We start from the raw sequence: 21900 nt of genomic DNA on the forward strand, positions 1-21900 counted from the left end.
CTTGAAGTTTCGGACCCGTGTAGAGCCGCCCGAGCCCATGCGGGGCCTGGAGGTCCCGCCCGAGGTGATGGCGGCGCTCGGCGAGGGCTCGCGGCCCCCGGTCACGATCACCATCAACGGGCATTCCTGGAGGAGCAGGATCGCCCACCTGCGCGGCCGCCACCTGATCGGCCTCAGCCATGCCAACCGGCATGCCGCCGAGGTGGAGATCGGCGAGGAGATCGAGGTCGAGGTGGAACTCGACACCGAGCCGCGCGTGGTCGTCGAGCCCGCGGACTTCGCCGAGGCCCTGGACGAGGACCCGGCCGCCCGCGCCGCGTACGACAGCCTCACCTACAGCCGCAAGCGCGAGCACGTGCGCGCCATCGAGGGCGCGAAGCTGCCCGAGACGCGCCGGCGCCGCATCGAGAAGGCCGTCGCCACCCTGCGGGGCTGACCGGCGGCCGACTCCGAACTCCGGCCGAAGTCTCACACTGGGGGTGTACGGGGGGACGACTGCTTTGCATAAACGTGCGGTCGTACGTATAGTCATGCCATCGAGGAGGAGGGTCCGATGGTGGTACGTGTAGCGGTGGCCGGTGCGAGCGGATACGCGGGCGGGGAGGTGTTGCGCCTGCTCCTGGCCCACCCCGAGGTCGAGATCGGCGCGCTGACCGCGAACTCCAACGCCGGGCAGCCGCTCGGCGCGCTCCAGCCGCACCTGGTGCCGCTGGCCGGACGCGTGCTGGAGGCGACCACGCCCGAGGTGCTCTCCGGACATGATGTCGTCTTTCTGGCCCTCCCGCACGGCCAGTCCGCCGCCGTGGCCGCCCAGCTCGGCGAGGACGTCCTCGTCGTCGACATGGGCGCCGACCACCGGCTCCAGGACTCCGCCGACTGGGACAAGTTCTACGGCGCCCCGCACGCCGGGACCTGGCCCTACGGCCTCCCCGAGCTGCCCGGCGCCCGCGCCGCCCTGGCCGGCTCCAAGCGCATCGCCGTCCCCGGCTGCTACCCGACCGCCGTCTCGCTCGCGCTGTTCCCGGCCTACGCCGCACAGCTCGCCGAGCCCGAGGCCGTGATCGTCGCCGCCTCCGGCACCTCCGGCGCCGGCAAGGCGCTCAAGCCGAACCTGCTCGGCTCCGAGGTCATGGGCTCCATGAGCCCGTACGGGGTGGGCGGCGGCCACCGGCACACGCCCGAGATGGTGCAGAACCTCAGCCCGGTCGCCGGACAGCGGGTCTCCGTCTCCTTCACGCCCACGCTGGCCCCGATGCCCCGCGGCATCCTGGCCACCTGCACCGCCAAGGCGCTGCCGGGCACCACGGCCGACGCGGTCCGCGCCGCGTACGAGAAGGCGTACGCGGACGAGCCCTTCGTGCACCTGCTGCCCGAGGGCCAGTGGCCGGCGACGGCCTCCGTCTACGGTTCCAACGCCGTTCAGATCCAGGTCGCGTACGACGAGTCCGCGCAGCGGATCATCGCGATCAGCGCCATCGACAACCTCACCAAGGGGACCGCCGGCGGCGCGGTCCAGAGCATGAACATCGCCCTCGGCCTCCACGAGAGCCTGGGTCTTTCCACGATCGGAGTCGCACCGTGACGGTCACGGCAGCACAGGGGTTCACGGCGGCGGGCATCGCCGCCGGGATCAAGGCGAACGGCAATCCCGACCTGGCCCTCGTGGTCAACCACGGGCCGCGCCTGGCCGCGGCGGGCGTCTTCACCTCCAACCGGGTCAAGGCCGCTCCCGTGCACTGGTCCGAGCAGGTCCTGCGCGGCGGCACCGTCAGCGCGGTCGTCCTCAACTCCGGCGGCGCCAACGCCTGCACCGGCCCCAAGGGGTTCCAGGACACCCACGCCACCGCCGAGAAGGTCGCAGAGGTCCTGGGCGGCGAGGTCAACGCCGGCGAGGTCGCCGTCGCGTCCACCGGCCTGATCGGCGTCCTGCTCCCGATGGACAAGCTGCTCCCCGGCATCGGGACCGCGGCCGCCGCACTCTCCGCCGACGGCGGCGAGGCCGCCGCCATCGCCATCAAGACCACCGACACGGTCCACAAGACGGCCGTCGCCGGCCAGGACGGCTGGACCGTCGGCGGCATGGCCAAGGGCGCGGGCATGCTCGCCCCGGGCCTGGCCACCATGCTCGTCGTCCTCACCACCGACGCCGACCTAGACAGCGCCACCCTCGACAAGGCGCTGCGCGCCGCGACCCGCACCACCTTCGACCGGGTCGACTCCGACGGCTGCATGTCCACCAACGACACGGTGCTGCTGCTCGCCTCCGGTGCCTCCGGCCAGGTGCCGGCGTACGAGGCGTTCGCGGAAGCCGTGCGCACGGTCTGCTCCGACCTGGCCCGCCAGCTGATCGGCGACGCCGAGGGCGCCAGCAAGGACATCCGCATCGAGGTCATCGGCGCGGCCACCGAGGAGGACGCGGTCGAGGTCGGCCGGTCCATCGCCCGGAACAACCTGCTCAAGTGCGCCATCCACGGCGAGGACCCGAACTGGGGCCGCGTCCTGTCCGCGATCGGCACCACGAAGGCCGCCTTCGACCCGGACCGGCTGAACGTCGCCATCAACGACGTCTGGGTCTGCAAGAACGGCTCCGTCGGCGAGGACCGCGACCTGGTGAGCATGAAGGGCCGGGAGGTCCGCATCACCGCCGACCTGTCCACCGGCTCCGAGTCCGCGGTCATCTGGGCCAACGACCTGACCGCCGAGTACGTCCACGAGAACAGCGCGTACTCCTCATGAGCACCGCACGCAGGCACACCGCCCTGCCCAAGGCCGAGATCCTCATCGAAGCCCTGCCCTGGCTGACCCGGCACAACGGCAAGATCGTCGTCATCAAGTTCGGCGGCAACGCCATGATCGACGAGGACCTGAAGGCCGCCTTCGCCCAGGACGTCGTCTTCCTGCGCCAGGCCGGCCTGAAGCCGGTCGTCGTGCACGGCGGCGGCCCGCAGATCAACGCCCAGCTCGACAAGCAGGGCCTGGTCAGCGAGTTCAAGGCGGGGCTGCGCGTCACCACGCCCGAGGCCATGGACGTCGTACGGATGGTCCTGGCGGGGCAGGTCCAGCGCGAGCTGGTCGGGCTGCTCAACCAGCACGGGCCGCTGGCCGTTGGCATGACGGGCGAGGATGCGCACACCATCACTGCCACCAAGCACACGCCCGAGATCGACGGCGAGAGCGTCGACATCGGGCGGGTCGGCGAGATCACGGCCATCGACACCGGCGCGATCGAAGCGCTGCTGGCGGACGGCCGGATCCCGGTGATCTCCTCCATCGCGCGCAGCGCCGACGACCACCACGTGTACAACGTGAACGCCGACACGGCCGCCGCGGCGCTCGCCGCCGCGCTCGGCGCCGAGACGCTGATGGTCCTCACCGACGTGGAGGGGCTCTACGCGGACTGGCCCAACAGCGACGAGGTCATCAGCAGGCTCACCGTCAGCCAGCTGGAGAAGCTCCTGCCCGAGCTTTCCAGCGGCATGGTCCCGAAGATGGAGGGCTGCCTGCACGCCGTCCGCAACGGAGTGACCACCGCCCGCGTGATCGACGGGCGGGTCCAGCACTCGATCCTGCTGGAGATCTTCACCGACGAGGGAATCGGCACGATGGTCGTGCCCGACTCCCAGGCAGCAGCGACCCAGGGAGGGGACCCCGCATGACCGGCAACCAGGCCACCAGCAACCAGCACTTTGCCGCCCGCTGGCAGGGCGCGCTGACCAACAACTACGGCACCCCCGCGCTGGCTCTCGTACGCGGCGATGGCGCCCAGGTCTGGGACGCGGACGGCAAGCAGTACACCGACTTCGTCGGCGGCATCGCGGTCAACGCCCTCGGCCACGCGCACCCCGCCATCGTCACCGCCGTGACCGAGCAGATCTCCACCCTGGGCCACGTCTCCAACCTCTACGCCTCCGAGCCGGTCCTCGCCCTCGGCGAGCGGCTGCTCCAGCTCTTCGGCCGCCCCGGCAAGGTTTTCTTCTGCAACTCCGGAGCCGAGGCCGTCGAAGGCGCCTTCAAGATCGGCCGGCTGACCGGGCGGACCCACATGGTGTCCACCTCCGGCGGCTTCCACGGCCGGACCATGGGCGCCCTCGCGCTCACCGGCCAGCCCTCGAAGCAGGACCCCTTCCTGCCGCTCCCCGGAGACGTCACGCACGTCCCGTACGGCGATGTGGAGGCCCTGCGGGCCGCCGTCACCGAAGAGACCGCGTTCGTGATCATCGAGCCGATCCAGGGCGAGAACGGCGTGGTCGTACCCCCCGCCGGGTACCTGACGGCCGCCCGCGAGATCACCCGGGCCACCGGCACCCTGCTCGTCCTCGACGAGGTGCAGACCGGCATCGGGCGCTGCGGCCAGTGGTTCGAGCACCAGGCGCACGAGGGCGTCGAGCCGGACATCGTCACGCTCGCGAAGGGTCTCGGCGGCGGTCTGCCGATCGGCGCCGTCGTCGCCTTCGGGCCCGTGGCCGACCTGCTGCAGCCCGGCCAGCACGGCACCACCTTCGGCGGCAACCCGATCGCGTGCGCCGCCGGCCTCGCCGTGGTCGACACCATCGCCGCCGACGGGCTCCTCGACCAGGTCAAGGAGCGCGGCGAGCGCCTGCGGAGCGGAATCGAGGGATTCGCACACCCGCTCGTCTCGCACGTCCGCGGCGCGGGCCTTCTGCTGGGTATCGTGCTGACCGAGCCGCTCGCACCGCAGGTCCAGCGCGCGGCTCAGGACGCCGGCTTCCTGGTCAACGCGCCCGCCCCCGACGTCGTACGGCTCATGCCTCCGTACGTGCTCTCCGAGGCCGAGGCGGACGTGTTCCTGCGGGCCCTGCCCGGCGTGCTCGACGCAGCGAAGTCCGCCGCAGGCGTGGACGGATGATCAAACGGGGAATGGGACGACGATGAGCCAGGCGCAGGACCACGAGCCGAACGGCCAGTCCGTTCCGCAGACCCGCACCGCCCGCCACCGCCGGATCGTGGACATCCTCAACCGGCAGCCGGTCCGCTCCCAGAGCCAGCTGGCCAAGCTGCTCGCCGACGACGGGCTGAGCGTCACCCAGGCGACGCTCAGCCGCGACCTCGACGAGCTCGGCGCGGTGAAGATCCGCAACACCGGCGGAGAGCTGATCTACGCGGTCCCCAGCGAGGGCGGCTTCCGCACCCCGCAGGCGCCGCTCGGTGAGTCGGCGAAGGAGGAGCGCATGCGGCGCCTCTCCGGCGAGCTGCTGATCTCGGCGGAGGCCTCCGCGAACCTCGTGGTCCTGCGCACCCCGCCGGGTGCGGCCCAGTTCCTCGCCTCCGCGATCGACCAGGCCGAGCTCCAGGCCATCCTCGGCACGATCGCGGGCGACGACACCCTGATGCTGATCAGCCGCGACCCGGCGGGCGGCCAGGCCCTCGCCGACCACCTGCTGAGGCTGGCCCAGAAGGAAGGCTGACCTCCGGGTCATCCCCCCGGTTCAGTACCGCGTGACGGCCAGCGGGCCCGACTCCGTGCCGATCGCGATGTGCGGGTTCCTGCGCGGGTTCGCCCAGCGCAGCACCGCGCGCATCGCGTCCTCGGGGACGGAGACGCAGCCGGCCGTCGCGCCCTTGCCGTTCACGTGCAGGAAGATGCCCGCGCCCCGGCCCCGTACCGGCTCCTCGTAGTTGAAGGCGATGACCAGGGCGTGCGCGTACTGCCGCGCGTACGAGGTCAGGTGCTCGGCCTCGCCCGGCGCGCAGTCCGCGGGCAGCGGCTCCACCCAGCGGTTGTAGCTCCGCGAGGCGTTGTCCTGGCACCACCAGGAGTCGGGGGTCACCCGCCGGTAGCGGTACGCCGTCCCGGCCGGGACGCGGGCGAGGCCGAAGGCGTAGGGGAGCGCGTACAGGCCGGCCGGGGTGGTGTTCGTGCCCTGGGTCCGGGTCGCGCCCTCGGTCAGCCCGTTCGCGCCGAACCGGGCCGGGGCGCTGCCCACCTCGTGCCAGCGCCCCGACCACCGGTTCCACCAGGTCAGGCGTCCGGTCGTGGAGCCGGGGGCCGGGGCCACCGCGGTGATCAGCTGGCTGCCGCCGCCGGTGTCGGCGAGCAGGTCGGGCAGCGGGGGACCGCCGTGGGGGTCCTGGGGCAGCAGGGTGGTGGCGAGCAGTGAGGCGGCGAGGAGCGCGGTACGCAGCACATGTCAGACGGTACGGGGCGGAAGGGGCAGCGGCAGCGCAGGCAGGCCGTCGACGCTCACCCCGATGAACTCCTTCTTCTCGCAGTACTCGTTGAACTCCTCGTCCGTCTTGCGGCCGAAGTACTCCGCGTGGAGCGTGCGCTCGCCCTGGTAGTCCATCAGGGGGACGGCGAACCCGCACACGGTGGCGATCCGCCGGGTCCTGACGAGGATGACGGCGCGCGCCGAGGGTCCGTCGGCGTCCCCGAACCGCTCGATCAGCCCGTCCCAGCGCGGGTCGTCGCGGAAGACGGCCTCACCTTCGCCGTGGATGCGCACGATGTTCGGCGGCCCGCTGAAGGCGCACCACATCAGCGTGATGCGGCCGTTCTCCCGGACGTGTGCGATGGTCTCGGCGCCGCTGCCGCCGAAGTCCAGGTAGGCGAGGGTCTGATCGTCGATGACGACGAGCGTCCCGGCGCGGCCCTTGGGGGAGAGGTTGACGTGGCCGTCGCCGGACAGCGGGGCGGTGGCGGTGAAGAAGATCGGCTGTTCCTCGATGAAGGTGCGGAGCCTGCCGTCGATGCGATCGTAGAGCTTTCCCATGATCCGATTATCGGTGCGACGGGGCCGGGCGAGACCGCATTTTCACCAGAGGAAACGGGTCCTGCGCATCTCGTTCCAGCTGAGCTTGAAGTAGTACTCCTTGTGGAAGGCCCGCAGCTCCGGCCGTTCGAAGGTCCCCCGACCGAGCGACGCCTGCCAGTCCCACCTCCGCAGCAGGTCCAGCGCGATGCGGCGCAGCTCCGGGAGGGGGTCGTCCAGTGCGGCGGTCAGCGCCGGCAGCCCCTCGTCGGCGGCCTGGGCGGCCAGCAGCCGCAGGGCGGCCGCGCGCACGTGCGCGGGGCGGTCCCGCACGGTGCGTGCCACCAGCGGGCCCGCCGACAGCCGGCCGGCCACCGGTCGCAGCGACCGGGTCACCTCCCGGAGCACCGCAGCCGACGGGTCGTCCAGGAGCGCGGCCAATGCCTCCGTGCCGGGTCCGGGCCCGTCGAGCAGCCGCAGTCCCGCGACGGCCGCCGCCCGGACCGGGCCGTCCCGGTGGCCGAGCAGGCCGGTCAGCACGGCCGCGTCGGACGGCTCGCCGCACTCCGCGAGCCCGAGCACGGCGCCGGCCGTCGGGGAGTCCGCGCACAGCCGCAGGTACGCGGCGTGCGCGTCGGCCCCGGACTGCCGCAGCAGCCACCGGGCGCAGGCCCGTACGGCCGCCGACGGGTCGGAGAGGTGCCGGGGTGCCTCACCGGCCCGGCCGGCCGCGCGCAGGGCGGTGACGCCCGCCGCCCGCACGAACCCGGCGCGGGAGGCCAGCAGCGCGTCGACGGCGGGGTCCTCGGAGCCCCGCGCGGCCAGGGCGGCCAGCGCGGCCTGCGTCCACAGGTGCCGCAGTACGGCGTCCCGTTCCCCGGCGGCGCGCCGGGCCAGGTCGAGGGCCGTGAAGGAGTCCGCGGCCTCCAGGGTGATCCGTACGGCCGCCCGGCGGGTGCGCAGGTCGCGGTGGGAGCACAGCTCCGCCCGGACCGCTGCGTGCCGGGGCTCGCGCAGCGCGGCCTCGAACGCCCCGACGGCCCACCGGCCCTGCCGGCGCTTCGCCAGGTGCATCACCATCGGGGTCAGGGCGCGCAGGGCGTCCTCCCCGGAGTCCCGGAGCGCCTGCGCGATGACGTGCCGCGCGGCCTCCCGGACCTGCAGGGTCCAGTCGGCGCAGCGCAGGACGACCAGCGGCAGCAGCTCGGGCGTGCCCGCGGCCTCGGCGACGGCGCGCTCCCGGATCCGCCCGTCCCAGTGGCACAGGGCGGTCGCGGTGAGGGAGCCGACGGCCTCGGGCCCGAGGGGGGCCGCAGAGCGCACCCCGAGGTCCAGTGCGGACCAGGAGGACGGGTCCTCGGTGTCGAGGACTTCGTCCAGCGGTCTCCCCGTCCCGTCCGCGAACGCCCACGCCGCGTGCCGGCCCGTCTCCTCGTCCCATCTCGGGCGCTGCTGCAGCAGCTTGCGGGCCCACCCGCGCACGGCGGTGTCGCGGTGGGAGGTCAGGGAGCGGGCGATCCGGCGCCGGACCATCGGCGGGCGCAGCTCCAGCAGGGCCAGGGCCGCGACCCGTACGGGCTCGGGGCGGCCGGGCGCGAACAGCTCCAGCAGCCAGGACTCCGGCCGGGCCTGCGCGTACGGGACCACCAGCGAGCGGGCCGCCCGGGCGGCGGGCGGATACGGGTCGGCAAGGCAGGCCAGCAGATCTCCCGGTGTCGTGGCGCCGTGCCTGCGCAGCCCGTGCACGGCGGCGGCCCGTATCCGCCCTTCGGGGGACCGGGTGAGGAGCCGCAGCAGGGGCAGGTCCGAGGCGTCCCCGGTCTCGGCCAGCCCGAACACCGCCCCGGGCACGGGGGAGTCCGTGCACAGTGCGCGGTAGCGGGCCAGCGGGTCCTGCCCGGCGGCGCGCAGCTCGTCCCGGGCCGCCTCCCGTACCGGCGCAGCGGGGTCCGTCAGGTGGGCGGCCGCCTCACCGCTCCGCCCGGCGGGGCGCAGGGCGCGGACGGCGGTGGCGCGCAGGGACGCCCGGCCCTGTGCGAGGAGGGAGTCGATCAGGCGGTCGGGCAGCGCGGCGGAGCGGGTGTCCGAGGCGGCCCTGGCGGCCTCCTCGCAGCGCCTGCGCACCACCCGGTCCCGGGTCGCGGCGGCGGTTTCCAGGAGCTGCTCGGGCGTCAGGAACCCGGCCTCCAGCGCCAGGGCGAGGGCCTCCCGGCGGACCTCGGGGGTCGGCCCGGTGAGTACGAGCCGGGCCGTCCGCTCGGCCGGGAGCTCCCCGGAGTACAGCGCCGCCAGGCGGTTGCGCGCGTCGGGGTCCGCGGTGAGGTCCGCGATCCGCTCCGCCGGGAGCAGCCGGTGGGCCAGCGCGGCCCGTACGGCGGCGAAGCGGGTCCCCGGGTCAGGGTCGTGCGTCAGCTCGAGGATCATGGCGGCGGGCGGTGAGCCGAGCCGTTCCAGGAGCAGCTCCCAGGCCCAGGCGCCGTACCGGCGCGTGCTCATGAGCAGGGCGAGGGGCGCCAGGGCGTGCAGGAGGCCGGCATCGGCCAACCCCGGTTCCGCGGCCAGCACCGCCCGCGCCCGCTCCCGTACGGGCTCCTCCGTGTCGGCGCACCGGATGAGCACCAGCTCCAGGACCTCGGGCCGGCCGGCGGCCCGTCCGAGGGCGGCCTCGCGCACCCGGGGGTCGGCGTGGCACAGGCAGAGCGCGAGCTCGGGGGCGGCCGGGGGCGTGGCGGCCCAAGTCACCCCGTGTCCGTCGTGCCAGTGCGGGGCGGTGCCCCAGTCGGCGATCTCGCGGTCGTCGAACCAGTGCGGGCCCACCCGGACGGTGCAGGACGTCCTCCAGCCGCTGTAGCGGTCGATGGTGGCCCAGAAGACGCTCGTGTCGAGCTCCGCCCATGCCTGCGGGCCGTCGCCGTCGAGGGCGCGCGCAGGGCTCTCGCCGTGCAGCAGGCGCTCGGAGGGGGAGCGGAACGTGGTCCGGGACAGGGGTGGGAGCATCTCCATCCGCGCACTCTAAGCGGTCGGCATACCCGCTGACCTCTGGTTATTCCTTCCTGACCTTCCATCGATTGACGAAACATACGGAGCAGTGCATAGTTATGCCTACCGCTGTTGGACGTGACGGCGGATGCACCGTGTAAGGAGACCCCCGTGACCGAGCGCGTCGTACTCGCCTACTCAGGCGGTCTGGACACCTCCGTCGCCATCGGCTGGATCGCCGAGGAGACGGGCGCCGAGGTCATCGCCGTCGCGGTGGACGTCGGTCAGGGCGGCGAGGACCTGGACGTCATCCGCAAGCGGGCGCTCGACTGCGGTGCGGTCGAGGCCGAGGTGGCCGACGCCCGGGACGAGTTCGCCGAGGAGTACTGCCTCCCGGCGATCAAGGCCAACGCCCTCTACATGGACCGCTACCCGCTGGTCTCGGCCCTCTCACGGCCCGCCATCGTCAAGCACCTCGTCGCCGCCGCCCGCAAGCACGGCGCCACCACCGTCGCCCACGGCTGCACCGGCAAGGGCAACGACCAGGTCCGCTTCGAGGCCGGCATCGCCGCCCTCGGCCCCGACCTCACGTGCATAGCCCCGGTCCGCGACTACGCGATGACCCGCGACAAGGCCATCGCCTTCGCCGAGAAGGCGAACCTCCCGATCGCGACCACCAAGAAGTCCCCGTACTCCATCGACCAGAACGTCTTCGGGCGCGCCGTCGAGACGGGGTTCCTGGAGGACATCTGGAACGCGCCGATCGAGGACATCTACGAGTACACCGCGGACCCCGCCCTGCCGCGCGAGGCCGACGAGGTCGTCATCTCCTTCAAGGAGGGCGTCCCGGTCGCCATCGACGGCAAGCCCGTCACCGTGCTCCAGGCCATCCAGCAGCTCAACGAGCGCGCCGGAGCCCAGGGCATCGGCCGGATCGACATCGTCGAGGACCGCCTCGTCGGCATCAAGTCCCGCGAGGTGTACGAGGCCCCGGGCGCGATCGCGCTGATCACCGCCCACCAGGAGCTGGAGAACGTCACCGTCGAGCGCGAGCTCGCCCGCTACAAGCGGCAGGTCGAGCAGCGCTGGGGCGAGCTGGTCTACGACGGACTGTGGTTCTCCCCGCTCAAGCGCGCCCTGGACGGCTTCGTCAACGAGGCCAACCAGCACGTCAGCGGTGACGTCCGGATGACCCTGCACGGCGGCCGCGCCGTCGTGACCGGCCGCAAGTCCGAGGAGTCGCTGTACGACTTCAACCTCGCGACCTACGACTCGGGCGACACCTTCGACCAGTCGAAGGCCCAGGGCTTCATCGAGATCTTCGGCCTCTCCTCGAAGATCGCGGCCCGCCGCGACCTCGCCTGATCCCTACCCTTGCAGTACGGAACCCCTGCAGTACGAAACCCTTTCAGTACGAACCGCCTCCCCGTTACCTCCGCGGCGGGGAGGCGGTTGCACATCCGAAGCCATGCACGTTCTTGAGGAGCAGCAGCTGTGAGCAGCAACAACGGTGGTGACGTCCGGCTCTGGGGCGCCCGGTTCGCCGACGGTCCCGCCGAGGCCCTCGCGAAGCTGTCCGCGTCGGTCCACTTCGACTGGCGCCTGGCCCCGTACGACATCGCGGGCTCCAAGGCCCACGCACGCGTGCTCGCCAAGGCGGGCCTGCTCACGGCCGACGAGCTCGGCCGCATGATCGCCGGCCTGGACCAGCTCGCGGCCGACGTGGAGGACGGCTCCTTCACCGGCACCATCGCCGACGAGGACGTCCACACCGCGCTGGAGCGGGGCCTGCTGGAGCGGCTCGGCGCCGACCTCGGCGGCAAGCTGCGCGCCGGCCGGTCGCGCAACGACCAGATCGCCACCCTCTTCCGCATGTACCTGCGCGACCACGCCCGGATCATCGGCGGCCTCGTCGCCGACCTCCAGGACGCGCTGGTCGGCCTCGCCGAGGCGCACGCCGAGGTGGCCATGCCCGGACGGACCCACCTGCAGCACGCGCAGCCGGTGCTCTTCGCCCATCACGTACTGGCCCACGTGCAGGCCCTGTCCCGGGATGCGGAGCGGCTGCGCCAGTGGGACACCCGGACCGCGGTGTCCCCGTACGGCTCGGGCGCGCTGGCGGGCTCCTCGCTCGGCCTGGACCCGGAGGCGGTCGCCGCCGAGCTGGGCTTCGAGCGCGGCTCGGTGGGCAACTCCATCGACGGCACCGCCTCGCGCGACTTCGTCGCCGAGTTCGCCTTCGTCACCGCGATGATCGGGATCAACCTGTCCCGGATCGCGGAGGAGATCATCATCTGGAACACGAAGGAGTTCTCCTTCGTGACCCTGCACGACGCCTTCTCCACCGGGTCGTCGATCATGCCGCAGAAGAAGAACCCGGACATCGCGGAGCTGGCGCGCGGCAAGTCGGGCCGCCTCATCGGCAACCTGACGGGCCTGCTCGCCACCCTCAAGGCCCTTCCCCTGGCCTACAACCGGGACCTCCAGGAGGACAAGGAGCCCGTCTTCGACTCCTGCGACACCCTCGAGGTCCTGCTGCCGGCCTTCACCGGGATGATGGCCACCCTCACGGTCAACCGGGAGCGGATGGAGGAGTTGGCCCCGGCCGGCTTCTCGCTCGCCACCGACATCGCGGAGTGGCTGGTCAAGCAGGGCGTGCCGTTCCGGGTGGCGCACGAGGTGGCCGGTGCGTGCGTCAAGGAGTGCGAGGGGCTCGGCATCGAGCTCGACGGGCTGACGGACGAGCAGTTCGCGAAGATCTCGGAGCACCTGACGCCGGAGGTCCGTACGGTCCTCAACGTCAAGGGCGCGCTGGCCTCCCGCGACGGCCGCGGCGGCACCGCCCCGTCGGCGGTGGCGATCCAGCTCACGGAGCTCAAGGCCGACCTGGTCATCCAGCACGCCTGGGCGGCGCACAAGAACTGACGCTCGTCCCCGGAGGGGCGGTCGGGGCCCCTCGGGTCCCGGCCGCCCCTCCGGCGCGTCCGGGACCTTCCGCGGCTACACCGCCCACTCCGCCAGCACGTCGAAGTCGGTCCGGACCAGCCCGATCCGCTCGTCGATCCGCAGCAGCAGGGCGTGCGCGGGATGGAGCTGCTCCACGTACGCGCGGTCCATGTCGGTGATGTCGTCGTCGATCCAGGCGAAGGGCCGCTCGCCCGCGTACTCCAGGATGTACTGGGTCTTCCAGAACGTCCCGCGCGGTGCGCGCCCGTGCATCTGCGGCCAGTCGATCCAGGGGAGCTCCGGCAGGCCCAGGTGCGGGCCTATCCACTCGTTCGCCTCGCCCTTCCAGGTCGTCGCCCAGACCAGCTCGTACGCGCCCGCGAGCGCGAGCAGCTCCGCGCCGTGGTCCGGATTCAGCCAGACCCGCAGCGGCTTCGCGCTCTCGGCCGCGGTCCAGCCCGTCGGGCGCATCCGGTGGGTGCGGTAGCCCTCGGGGCGCCGCTGGGGCTTGGCGGCGTAGGGGTTCAGGGGGCCGTCCACGTCGATCAGCAGCAGGGGCTTCGGGTTCATTCCGGCAGGATTCCTCTCGGCGCCCGGAAGGGCAGCTCAATTAAATGAGACGTCAACGTCTCATTCGGGTTATGCTTGTCTCATGGCCATGGATCGTGATCAGGTGCTCCGCACCGCCGCAGCCCTGCTCTCCCGCAAATCGACCGCCACGATGGACGAGGTCGCGAAGGCCGCCGGCATCGGCCGCGCGACCCTCCACCGGCACTTCGCCGGGCGCGACGCCCTCGTACGGGCGCTCGAAGAGCTCGGCATCCGGGAGTTCGAGGTGGCCTTCGACAACGCCCGCCTCGACGAGGGCACGGCGATCGACGCGCTCCGCCGGCTCATCGCCGAGGCGGAGCCCAACGCCGAGCTGCTGGCCTTCCTCGTCACCGAGAACCAGCTCTTCGAGGGCGACCAGGTCAACGAGGGCTGGGCCCGCCTCGACGCCCGCGTCGGCGACCTCTTCCGGCGCGGCCAGCACGAGGGCGACATCCGGATCGACCTGAGCCCCGCCTGGCTCACCGAGGCCCTTTACAGCCTCATCGGCGCCTGTGCCTGGGCCGTCATGGACGGCCGGGTCGCGGGCAAGGACTTCCAGTTCATGATCACCGAGTTGCTGCTCGGTGGCGCACGACGGAGTGTGGAGAAATGAGCCGTACCGAACAGTTGACCCGGACGAAGGGGGCGGAGGGCCGGCACCCGGGGCGCTGGCTCGCGCTCTCCGTGCTCGTGCTGGCCGTCCTGCTGGTCGCCGTCGACGCCACCGTACTCGGGCTCGCCACGCCCGCCCTCAGTGAGGACCTGAAGCCCACCGGCACCCAGCTCCTGTGGATCGGCGACATCTACTCCTTCGTCATCGCCGGCCTGCTCGTCTCCATGGGCTCCCTCGGTGACCGGATAGGCCGCAAGAAGCTCCTCCTCGTCGGCGCGACCGCCTTCGGAGCCGTCTCGGTCCTCAACGCCTACGCCACCAGCCCCGAGATGATGATCGTCGCCCGGGCCCTGCTCGGCGTGGCCGGCGCGACCCTGATGCCCTCCACCCTCGCGCTGATCCGCAACATCTTCCACGACCCCAAGGAGCGCAGCCTCGCCATCGGCATCTGGGGCGCCACCGCCTCGGCCGGCGCGGCCGTCGGCCCGGTGGTCGGCGGAGCCCTGCTCCAGCACTTCTGGTGGGGCTCGGTCTTCCTCATCAACCTCCCCGTGATGATCGTCCTGGTCCTCGTCGGCATCAAGCTGCTCCCCGAGTCCAAGAACCCCGTCGCCGGCCCCTGGGACCTCTTCAGCGTCGGCCTCTCCCTCGTCGGCATCATCGGAGTCGTATACGCCGTCAAGCAGGTCGCCACCCACGGCATGGGCTGGGAGGTGTGGGCCGCCGCCGTCATCGGAGCGGGCGCGCTCTACGCCTTCGTACGCCGCCAGTTCACCCTTGAGGCCCCGCTCCTCGACATGCGGCTGTTCAAGCACCGCGGGTTCTCCGGCGCGGTCCTCGCCGACCTGCTCACCGTCTTCGGCCTGTCCGGACTGGTCTTCTTCCTCTCCCAGTTCCTCCAGCTCGTCCAGGGCCGCCAGCCGCTGGAAGCGGGCCTCGCCGAACTGCCCGCCGCCATCGGCGCCGTGGTCACCGGCCTGGTCGCGGGCAAGTACGCCCGCAAGTACGGGGTACGGGGCATCGTGGCCGGAGGCCTCGCCGCCATCGGCATCGCGCTGGCCGCGCTCACCGTGATCCACAAGGAGACCGGCTACCCGCTGCTCGGCGCGGCCCTGCTCATCGTCGGCCTCGGCGCCGGCTTCTCCTTCACGGTCACCGCCGACGTGATCCTCTCCAGCGTCCCCAAGGAGCAGGCCGGTTCCGCCTCGGCCGTCTCCGAGACCGCCTACGAACTGGGCGCCGCCCTCGGCATCGCCCTGCTCGGCTCGGTCGTCACCGGCGTCTACCGGGACTTCACCGCCCCGGCCTCCGTCCCCGGACCCGTCGCCGACGCCGCCCACGAATCGCTCGGCGGCGCCGTCGAAGCGGCCAAGACACTGGACCCGCAGACCGCCCAGCAGATGGTCGGCGCCGCCCAGGAGGCCTTCGTGGACGGGCTGCGGCTGGCCTCGGGGGTGGGCGCGGCCGTCCTGCTGGCCACCGCCGTGGCCGCCTGGTTCCTGCTCAAGGGGCAGGAGCTCCAGGAGGGCATCGAGCACTGATGAACCACTGACGCCACGCCAGAGGGTGGTGTCCCGCGCGGAGTTGACAGTCCGTCGATGCGCGGGACACCATCCCGGCGATGGAGATCAACGACCTGACCCCGGCGGAGCGACGCGTATGGGACGCCTTCCCCCGCGGGGAGCGCGTCGACTTTCTCGAGGAACCCGCGGAAACCGGCTCCGGCGGCGCCGACTGGGGGCCGGAACGGACCGTGCGCGCCGAGGTCCTCACCGCGCTCCTGCTGGGTGGCCCCACCGCCGAAGGCCAGGTCGCCGGACTCAACGTCCGGGGTGCGCGGATCACCGGCAAGCTGAACCTCAAGTACGCCGTCGTGGAGCACCCGATCCGGCTGCGGGCCTGCTGGTTCGAACGCAAGCCCCTGCTCTACGGAGCCAAGTTGCGGGTCTTCGTGGCCAACGACTCCACCCTTCCCGGCCTCACCGCGGACACCGTCAGCGTCGAAGTCGCGCTCAAGCTGTCCTGCTGCCGCATCACCGGGCCGGTTCGCCTCGCGGGTGCACGGATAACCGGCGGGCTCTTCCTCCGGAAGGCGGTCATCGGCATCGCGGGCCCGGCCGAGGAGGGCCAGGAGCCGGCGCTCCGGTTCAACCACGCCGACATCGGCACCGACGTCATCGCCATGGAACTCACCGTCCACGGCCAGACCCGCATCAACGGCGCGACCGTCGGCGGCCAGATCAACTTCGACGACGCCCGGCTCCTCGCCCCCGGCGCGACCGCCCTGCACGCCGAGATCCTCACCGTCGGCACCGACCTGCGCGCCATGCGGCTGGAGGCCCGCGGCCGGGTCAACCTCACCGGCTCCCGGATACCGGGCCAGCTCAACCTCGCCTACGCCCGCCTCATCAACCCCGGCGGGGTCGCCCTGCGCGCCTCCAGCTGCGTCGCCGGCGAGGTGTGGCTGCGCAACTGCCCGACCATCCAGGGCGGCGTGAACCTGCGCCGCTCCCAGTTCGACCTGCTCCACATCACGCCCGAGACCTGGCCGCCGCAGGTCCGCATAGCGGGACTCACCTACCGCGCCCTCAGCCCGCACGTTCCCGCCGAGCAGAGGCTGCCCGTGCTGGAGCGCGAGGAGTCGGGCTACCTTCCGCACGCCTACGAACAGCTCGCCACGGCCTTCCGGGCGGCGGGCGACGAGGCGGGGGCGCGGACCGTCCTGCTTGCCAAACTGCGGCGGCACCGCCACACCCTGCCCCGGGCCGCCAGGGTCTGGGGCCTGCTCCAGGACGCCACCGTGGGGTACGGGTTCCGGCCGCTGCGCGCCGCGGGCTGGCTGCTGGCGCTGCTGATCACGGGGACCGTCGCGTACGGACTCCACCCGCCCCGGGAGCTGAAGCAGGGGGAGGCGCCGGAGTTCAACCCGGTCTTCTACACGCTCGACCTGATGCTGCCGATCATCGGCTTCGGGCAGGAGGGGCCGTTCGCGCCGGACGGCTGGCTCCAGTGGCTGTCGTACCTGCTGATCGTGACCGGCTGGATCCTCGCCACGACGACCGCGGCGGGCGTCAGCCGGTCACTGCAACGGCAGTAGCGGGCCCTCAGGCGGCCTTGGCCTTGGTCGCGTACATGTCCACGTACTCCTGGCCGGAGAGCCGCATGACCTCGGCCATCACGGAGTCGGTGACGGCGCGCAGCACGTAGCGGTCGCGGTCCATGCCCTCGTACCGGGAGAACTCCATCGCCTCGCCGAACCGGACCGTGACCCGGCCCGGGCGCGGCATGCCGGCGCCACCGGGCTGGATCTTGTCGGTGCCGATCATCGCGAAGGGGACCACGGGCGCCCCGGTCATCAGGGTCAGGCGGGCGATGCCGGTGCGGCCCCGGTAGAGACGGCCGTCGGGGGAGCGGGTGCCCTCGGGGTAGATGCCGAAGACCTTGCCCTCTTCGAGGATCCGGCGGCCGGTCATCAGGGCGGCGACGCCGCCGTTGGCCCCGTCGCGGTCCACCGGGATCATGCCCGAACCGCTGAAGAACCAGGCCATGGCCCGGCCCTTGATGCCCTTGCCGGTGACGTACTCGTCCTTGCCGATGAAGTGGACCGTGCGGTCGCACACCAGCGGCAGGATCATCGAGTCGATGAAGGTGAGGTGGTTGCCCGCGAGGATCACCGGCCCGGTGCCCGGAATGTTCTCGATGCCCTCGACGCGAGTGCGGAACATCAGGCGCATGACGGGTCCGACAGTGGCTTTGATCAGGCGCGTACGGAACAACGTGGGCCCTCCGGCATCGAAAAGCTAGGGTTCTCGCACCCACCACACGGCGGTAGTGCAGGTGAGGACGATACTCGCGGGTCCGCTCTGATCGCACATCGGGTTCACGACGTGGATACGCAGTGTTGACGTGCGTTTCCGCCGTGTTCCGCCCGCACACCCCCGCGCGCCACCGGCGCTTGCCTACCATCGGCACGCGGATTCGGGTCGCAGGCCCCGGAGATCCCGGGACGCCCGCCCCTTGTCCGGTGGGGAGTGGCACTCATGACACAGGGTGGGGCAGCGCGGCGCACGGTACTGGGCGCGGCCGTCGTCGCGGCGGGCGGAGCCTTCGGCACACTCGCGGCGGGCGGCACGGCGGCCGCGGCGGCGGAGAACGGCCGCGGGGGAGGCGCGGGAGGCGGTTTCCGGGACCTGCCGGTGCCGACGGTCATCGGACACCGGGGAGCCAGCGGCTACCGGCCCGAGCACACGCTCGCGTCCTACCAGCTCGCGCTCGACCTCGGCGCCGACGTCGTCGAACAGGACCTCGTGCCCACCCGGGACGGCCACCTGGTGTGCCGCCACGAGAACGAGATCGGCGGCACGACGGACGTCGCCGACCACCTGGAGTTCGCCTCCCGGAAGACGACCAGGACGGTCGACGGGGTCCCGGTCACGGGCTGGTTCACCGAGGACTTCACCCTCGCCGAGCTGAAGACCCTGCGCGCGAAGGAGCGCATCCCCGCCCTCCGGCAGCGCAACACGCTCTACGACGGCCGCTGGGAGATCCCCACCTTCGAAGAGGTGCTCCGCTGGGCCGACCGCGAGGGCCGGCGGCGCGGGAAGCGCGTGTGGCTGCACGTGGAGACCAAGCACCCCAGCTACTTCCGCGGCCTGGGCCTCGGCCTGGAAGAGCCCCTCGCGAAGCTGCTGCGCCGCTACGGGCGCGACGGCCGGGGCGCCCCGGTCTTCCTGCAGTCCTTCGAACCCTCCAGCATCCAGCGGCTCTCCCGGCTGGTCTCCAGCCCGCGCGTGGTGCTGCTCTCCGCGGCGGGCACCCGACCGTGGGACTTCGAACTGGCCAAGGACCCCCGGACGGTCGCCGATCTGGTCAAGCCCGAGGGGCTGCAGTGGATCGCCGGCTTCGCCCAGGGCATCGGGCCGACCATGGACCTGATCCTGCCGCGCGATGCCGCGGGCAAGCTCGGCGCCCCGACCACCCTGGTCGCGGACGCCCACGCGCGGGGGCTGATCCTGCACCCCTACACCGCGCGCAACGAGAACAACTTCCTGCCGGCCGACTTCCGCAAGGGCACCGACCCGACGGCCTACGGGGACGCCTTCGGCGCCTTCAAGGCCTACTTCGAGCAGGGCATCGACGGCATCTTCACCGACCACCCCGACACCGGGCTGCTCGCGGCGGAGGCCTTCCGCCCCGGCCGCGGCGTCAACGGCTGACCGGAGCTTCTCGTACGAGTGGGCCGTGCCCGGCGGGGAAACCGCCCGGCACGGCCTTCGCGTCCCGCCCGGCATGGACCTGCTGAAGGCTGATCTCCCCGACCTCCCCGACCTCCCCGACCTACTCGAAACGCTCCGCCCGCTGCTCGCGGCCGAAGCCGCCGCCGAGACCGCCGGCACCGGGGTGGACGCCGACGATGTGGAACAAGCCGTCTGGGTCAGGCTGCTGGAGCACCGGCGCATCCCCGCGGAGCCCGCCGACTGGCTGCGGCGGGCGGTGCGCGGGGAGGGCCGGCGGGCGCGGCGGCGGGCCCGGCGCGAAGTCCCGTACGGCCACCGCCACCACGCGGCGGGCGACGGGCCCGGCACGGGAACCCGTACCAGCACGGGTGCGGAACCGGAAGACGCCCTCCTGCACGGCGAGGAGAACCGGGCCCTCCGATCGGCGGTCGCCCGATTGCCCGGAAGGTGTCCGGAGCTCATGAGGGCACTTCTTTCGCCCAGGGACCTCACTTACCGTGAAATCGCAGGAGAGTTGGGTATCTCACAAGGAAGTTTGGGGCCCGTCCGTTCCCGTTGCCTGGGATGTCTGCGCAGAATGCTGGCCGTAGAGGTTGCGGCTCCCGCCCTGCGGGGAATGGAGCGGTAGACCAACAGGCCACCAGGTGAGCGGGAGGCATGCGCACATGGGCATGAGCGTGACCATTTCGGCGGCAACTGCCGAGGATGCCGAGCAGATCATCAAGCTGCAGTATCTGGCGTTCCAGAGCGAGGCCGAGCTGTACGGCAACTACCGCATCCAGCCGCTCACCCAGTCCCTGGACTCCCTCAAGGCAGAGCTGGCCTCGGACACCGTTCTGGTGGCCCGGCTCGGCGAGGAGATCGTCGGAGCCGTGCGCGGCACCGTCGACGAGGAGGGCACCGGCAAGATCGCAAAGCTCTGCGTGCACCCCCGGCTCCAGGGCCACGGCCTCGGCGCCCGGCTGCTGAGCGCGGTCGAGACGGCCCTGTCGGGGAACGACGCGACCACCCGCTTCCGGCTGTTCACCGGCCACAAGAGCGAGTCGAACCTGCGGCTCTACCGCAAGGCCGGCTACACCCAGGTCGGCGGGCGCACGGCGTCCGACGGCGTCCGCCTGGTGATCCTGGAGAAGGAGGCCAAGGAGGCCACCGACTTCGCGGTCAGCGCCTAGCGCCCAGCGCCTAGCGCTTCGCGCGGAGCCAGAGCATCCCGGTGATCGGAAGGATCACCGGGATGAACAGGTACCCCATCCCGAAGTCCGACCACACGGTCGCGTCGGGGAAGGCCTCGGGCCGCACCAGCGTCCAGGTGCCCACGACGAGTACGCCGGCCAGCTCGGCGGCGCAGCAGATCCGCGCCGCCTTGCGGGCCGTCTCCCCGCCGCGCACCAGCGAGTACGTGATGAAGGCGTAGACGAAGGCGGCCAGGGCCGACAGCGAGTACGCGAGCGGCGCCCGGTCGAACTCGGTGGAGATCTGGTAGATCGAGCGCGAGACCGCGCCGACGGTGATCACTCCGTAGAACCAGACCAGCAGCACCCCGGGCCCGGTCACCAGCTGCTTGCGCCCGGCCTGCGGGGTGGCGGCGGTGGCGTCCGCGCCCGTGGCGTCCGTGTCGGTATCAGGCACCGGTGTTTCCCCAGATGTCGTAGAGCCGTACTTCGAGCACGGCGAGGACGAACGCTCCCGCGGCCACCGTCACCGAGCCCCATTTGGTCCGCTCGCTCAGCGAGAGGAATCCCGCCGCCGGGATGGTCGCGAAGGCGCCCACCAGGTAGGCCACGAACAGCACCGTGCCCTGCCCGGGCTCCTCGCCCCGGCCCAGCTGGACCAGGCCGACCACCAGCTGGGCCAGGACCAGCACGGTCACCACGGCCATGCCGATGAAGTGCCAGTCCTTGGTCGGCTGGTCCCGCCAGGCGGCGAAACCGCACCAGGCGGCGAGGGCGAGTGCGGCCGCGCCGATGGCGACCGTCAGGGCGTCGAGCATGCAGCGAGGGTATTACGGGCCGAAAGACCCGATGCGCGCACCCCTGCCCGGGAGCTTTGCTTGAAGCATGAAGCTGCAAGGGAAGCACGGCCCGCATTTCGACGCGCTGCTGTTCGACAACGACGGCACGCTCATCTCCTCGATGGAGTCGGTGCACCGCTGCTGGACCCGCTGGGCCCGGGAGTACGGGATCACCGAGGAGGCCTTCGCCGCGGTGGAACTCCACGGCCGCCCGGCCGCGGAGATCATCGCCGACCTCCTGCCCGAGGACGTACGGGCCGGGGCGCTCGCCCGGATCGAGGCCCTGGAGGTCGAGGACGTGGCGGGCGGGGTGGTCCTGCTCCCCGGTACCAAGGAGCTGCTCTCGGCCCTTCCCGCCGGCCACTGGGCTGTGGTCACCTCCGCGACCCGGCCGCTGGCCGAGGCCCGGCTGCGGGAGGTCGGCGTCGACTTCCCGGAGATGGTGGCCGCCGACGACATCACCCGCGGCAAGCCCGACCCGGAGCCCTTCCTGCTGGCGGCCGCCCGCCTCGGCGTGGACCCGGCCCGCTGCGCGGTCTTCGAGGACGCCCCCGCCGGCCTGTCCGCGGGCCGCGCCGCCGGGATGACCACCGTGGCCTTGACCACAACGCACCCGGCCGCGGAGCTCGACGCGGACGTGGTCGTACGGGACCTCTCGGCCGTGTCCGTGCTGGTCGGAGCCGATGGCGTGGAGATCGAGACGGACGATCGGCCCTGACCGCTGGTGTCCGGTATGCGGCCGAAATCCGTCCGCTATTCGGACATCTTTGATCGGTGACGGGGAACGTCTGGTTTACTGGGCCCATGACCACG

General features: G+C 72.2%; 22 protein-coding genes. 15 read left to right on the forward strand and 7 right to left on the reverse strand.

Annotated features, from left to right (window positions below; genetic code table 11):
* The first annotated feature begins 1 nt into the window (after nt 1).
* From NLX94_RS22650 to NLX94_RS22675, 6 genes are all read left to right on the forward strand, one after another.
* Nucleotides 2-436: a YdeI/OmpD-associated family protein gene (locus NLX94_RS22650; protein ID WP_254384830.1), complete on the forward strand. Its 435-nt coding sequence runs from the start codon at nt 2-4 to the stop codon at nt 434-436.
* Nucleotides 437-553: 117 nt separating this feature from the next.
* Nucleotides 554-1582, forward strand: a complete 1029-nt coding sequence (argC, locus tag NLX94_RS22655) for an N-acetyl-gamma-glutamyl-phosphate reductase (RefSeq protein WP_254384831.1) — start codon at nt 554-556, stop codon at nt 1580-1582.
* Nucleotides 1579-2736, forward strand: coding sequence for a bifunctional glutamate N-acetyltransferase/amino-acid acetyltransferase ArgJ (argJ, locus tag NLX94_RS22660; protein ID WP_254384832.1), 1158 nt, complete (start codon nt 1579-1581; stop codon nt 2734-2736). The genes argC and argJ overlap by 4 nt, the downstream gene beginning before the upstream one ends.
* Nucleotides 2733-3656 (forward strand): acetylglutamate kinase, encoded by a 924-nt coding sequence (gene argB / locus NLX94_RS22665; protein WP_254384833.1) that lies wholly within the window; start codon nt 2733-2735, stop codon nt 3654-3656. The genes argJ and argB overlap by 4 nt, the downstream gene beginning before the upstream one ends.
* Entirely contained in the window at nt 3653-4867 is a 1215-nt protein-coding gene (locus NLX94_RS22670) for an acetylornithine transaminase (RefSeq protein WP_254384834.1), read from the forward strand. The genes argB and NLX94_RS22670 overlap by 4 nt, the downstream gene beginning before the upstream one ends.
* 22 nt (nt 4868-4889) lie before the next feature.
* A complete protein-coding gene (locus NLX94_RS22675) occupies nt 4890-5426 on the forward strand; it encodes an arginine repressor (RefSeq protein ID WP_254384835.1) in 537 nt (178 codons plus the stop codon).
* Between the two features lie 21 nt (nt 5427-5447).
* On the opposite strand, the gene NLX94_RS22680 is transcribed toward NLX94_RS22675, so the two are convergent.
* The 3 genes from NLX94_RS22680 to NLX94_RS22690 are packed head-to-tail and all read right to left on the reverse strand — an operon-like array spanning nt 5448 to nt 9713.
* On the reverse strand, nt 5448-6146 hold the full coding sequence (locus NLX94_RS22680; RefSeq protein ID WP_374684009.1) for a L,D-transpeptidase: 699 nt from the start codon (nt 6144-6146) through the stop codon (nt 5448-5450).
* A 3-nt stretch (nt 6147-6149) separates the two neighbouring features.
* The gene (locus tag NLX94_RS22685; protein WP_254384836.1) at nt 6150-6731 is read right to left on the reverse strand and encodes a pyridoxamine 5'-phosphate oxidase family protein; all 582 of its coding nucleotides are present in this window, start codon (nt 6729-6731) and stop codon (nt 6150-6152) included.
* A gap of 42 nt (nt 6732-6773) precedes the next feature.
* Entirely contained in the window at nt 6774-9713 is a 2940-nt protein-coding gene (locus NLX94_RS22690) for a hypothetical protein (RefSeq protein WP_254384837.1), read from the reverse strand.
* A gap of 147 nt (nt 9714-9860) precedes the next feature.
* On the opposite strand from NLX94_RS22690, the gene NLX94_RS22695 reads away from it, so the two are divergent.
* Entirely contained in the window at nt 9861-11054 is a 1194-nt protein-coding gene (locus NLX94_RS22695; protein WP_254384838.1) for an argininosuccinate synthase, read from the forward strand.
* Between the two features lie 129 nt (nt 11055-11183).
* Nucleotides 11184-12614 carry an argininosuccinate lyase gene (argH, locus tag NLX94_RS22700; protein WP_254384839.1) on the forward strand — a complete coding sequence of 477 codons (1431 nt, stop codon included), beginning with the start codon at nt 11184-11186 and terminating at the stop codon, nt 12612-12614.
* Between the two features lie 75 nt (nt 12615-12689).
* On the opposite strand, the gene NLX94_RS22705 is transcribed toward argH, so the two are convergent.
* Nucleotides 12690-13205: an HAD domain-containing protein gene (locus NLX94_RS22705; RefSeq protein WP_254384840.1), complete on the reverse strand. Its 516-nt coding sequence runs from the start codon at nt 13203-13205 to the stop codon at nt 12690-12692.
* Between the two features lie 82 nt (nt 13206-13287).
* On the opposite strand from NLX94_RS22705, the gene NLX94_RS22710 reads away from it, so the two are divergent.
* The 3 genes from NLX94_RS22710 (at nt 13288) to NLX94_RS22720 (ending at nt 16936) form a co-directional block, all read left to right on the forward strand.
* Entirely contained in the window at nt 13288-13839 is a 552-nt protein-coding gene (locus NLX94_RS22710; protein WP_254384841.1) for a TetR/AcrR family transcriptional regulator, read from the forward strand.
* Nucleotides 13836-15380, forward strand: a complete 1545-nt coding sequence (locus tag NLX94_RS22715) for an MFS transporter (RefSeq protein WP_254384842.1) — start codon at nt 13836-13838, stop codon at nt 15378-15380. The genes NLX94_RS22710 and NLX94_RS22715 overlap by 4 nt, the downstream gene beginning before the upstream one ends.
* Nucleotides 15381-15460: 80 nt before the next feature.
* Complete coding sequence (locus tag NLX94_RS22720) at nt 15461-16936, forward strand: membrane-associated oxidoreductase (protein WP_254384843.1); 1476 nt, start codon at nt 15461-15463, stop codon at nt 16934-16936.
* A gap of 7 nt (nt 16937-16943) precedes the next feature.
* Here NLX94_RS22720 and NLX94_RS22725 read toward each other — a convergent pair whose 3' ends face one another.
* On the reverse strand, nt 16944-17564 hold the full coding sequence (locus tag NLX94_RS22725; RefSeq protein ID WP_254384844.1) for a 1-acyl-sn-glycerol-3-phosphate acyltransferase: 621 nt from the start codon (nt 17562-17564) through the stop codon (nt 16944-16946).
* 315 nt (nt 17565-17879) lie between these two features.
* Between NLX94_RS22725 and NLX94_RS22730 the strand changes: the two genes are divergently transcribed.
* The 3 genes from NLX94_RS22730 (at nt 17880) to NLX94_RS22740 (ending at nt 20248) form a co-directional block, all read left to right on the forward strand.
* Complete coding sequence (locus NLX94_RS22730) at nt 17880-19055, forward strand: glycerophosphodiester phosphodiesterase (protein WP_254384845.1); 1176 nt, start codon at nt 17880-17882, stop codon at nt 19053-19055.
* Nucleotides 19056-19128: 73 nt separating this feature from the next.
* Nucleotides 19129-19704 carry a sigma-70 family RNA polymerase sigma factor gene (locus NLX94_RS22735; protein WP_254384947.1) on the forward strand — a complete coding sequence of 192 codons (576 nt, stop codon included), beginning with the start codon at nt 19129-19131 and terminating at the stop codon, nt 19702-19704.
* Between the two features lie 37 nt (nt 19705-19741).
* A complete protein-coding gene (locus NLX94_RS22740; RefSeq protein ID WP_254384846.1) occupies nt 19742-20248 on the forward strand; it encodes a GNAT family N-acetyltransferase in 507 nt (168 codons plus the stop codon).
* A gap of 10 nt (nt 20249-20258) precedes the next feature.
* Here NLX94_RS22740 and NLX94_RS22745 read toward each other — a convergent pair whose 3' ends face one another.
* Together NLX94_RS22745 and NLX94_RS22750 are read right to left on the reverse strand one after the other, a co-directional pair.
* A complete protein-coding gene (locus NLX94_RS22745; protein WP_254384847.1) occupies nt 20259-20705 on the reverse strand; it encodes a hypothetical protein in 447 nt (148 codons plus the stop codon).
* Nucleotides 20698-21066 carry a hypothetical protein gene (locus tag NLX94_RS22750; RefSeq protein ID WP_254384848.1) on the reverse strand — a complete coding sequence of 123 codons (369 nt, stop codon included), beginning with the start codon at nt 21064-21066 and terminating at the stop codon, nt 20698-20700. Before NLX94_RS22750 ends, NLX94_RS22745 begins: the two co-directional genes overlap by 8 nt.
* Before the next feature lie 67 nt (nt 21067-21133).
* Here NLX94_RS22750 and NLX94_RS22755 point away from each other — a divergent pair, with 67 nt between their 5' ends.
* Nucleotides 21134-21805, forward strand: coding sequence for an HAD family hydrolase (locus NLX94_RS22755; RefSeq protein ID WP_254384849.1), 672 nt, complete (start codon nt 21134-21136; stop codon nt 21803-21805).
* The last annotated feature ends 95 nt before the right edge of the window (nt 21806-21900 follow it).

This window comes from Streptomyces sp. TBY4 (assembly GCF_024213195.1).
GTDB lineage: Bacteria > Actinomycetota > Actinomycetes > Streptomycetales > Streptomycetaceae > Streptomyces.

Bases quoted from the DNA above. Each gene is read 5' to 3' on its own strand.
- NLX94_RS22755 (WP_254384849.1), top strand. From the start codon at position 21,134: ATGAAGCTGCAAGGGAAGCACGGCCCGCATTTCGACGCGCTGCTGTTC.
- NLX94_RS22720 (WP_254384843.1), top strand. From the start codon at position 15,461: ATGGAGATCAACGACCTGACCCCGGCGGAGCGACGCGTATGGGACGCC.
- NLX94_RS22690 (WP_254384837.1), bottom strand. From the start codon at position 9,713: ATGGAGATGCTCCCACCCCTGTCCCGGACCACGTTCCGCTCCCCCTCC.
- NLX94_RS22705 (WP_254384840.1), bottom strand. From the start codon at position 13,205: ATGAACCCGAAGCCCCTGCTGCTGATCGACGTGGACGGCCCCCTGAAC.
- NLX94_RS22685 (WP_254384836.1), bottom strand. From the start codon at position 6,731: ATGGGAAAGCTCTACGATCGCATCGACGGCAGGCTCCGCACCTTCATC.
- argC (WP_254384831.1), top strand. From the start codon at position 554: ATGGTGGTACGTGTAGCGGTGGCCGGTGCGAGCGGATACGCGGGCGGG.
- NLX94_RS22730 (WP_254384845.1), top strand. From the start codon at position 17,880: ATGACACAGGGTGGGGCAGCGCGGCGCACGGTACTGGGCGCGGCCGTC.
- NLX94_RS22675 (WP_254384835.1), top strand. From the start codon at position 4,890: ATGAGCCAGGCGCAGGACCACGAGCCGAACGGCCAGTCCGTTCCGCAG.
- NLX94_RS22715 (WP_254384842.1), top strand. From the start codon at position 13,836: ATGAGCCGTACCGAACAGTTGACCCGGACGAAGGGGGCGGAGGGCCGG.
- NLX94_RS22750 (WP_254384848.1), bottom strand. From the start codon at position 21,066: ATGCTCGACGCCCTGACGGTCGCCATCGGCGCGGCCGCACTCGCCCTC.
- NLX94_RS22725 (WP_254384844.1), bottom strand. From the start codon at position 17,564: ATGTTCCGCACTCGCGTCGAGGGCATCGAGAACATTCCGGGCACCGGG.
- NLX94_RS22710 (WP_254384841.1), top strand. From the start codon at position 13,288: ATGGCCATGGATCGTGATCAGGTGCTCCGCACCGCCGCAGCCCTGCTC.
- NLX94_RS22735 (WP_254384947.1), top strand. From the start codon at position 19,129: ATGGACCTGCTGAAGGCTGATCTCCCCGACCTCCCCGACCTCCCCGAC.
- NLX94_RS22740 (WP_254384846.1), top strand. From the start codon at position 19,742: ATGGGCATGAGCGTGACCATTTCGGCGGCAACTGCCGAGGATGCCGAG.
- NLX94_RS22670 (WP_254384834.1), top strand. From the start codon at position 3,653: ATGACCGGCAACCAGGCCACCAGCAACCAGCACTTTGCCGCCCGCTGG.
- argB (WP_254384833.1), top strand. From the start codon at position 2,733: ATGAGCACCGCACGCAGGCACACCGCCCTGCCCAAGGCCGAGATCCTC.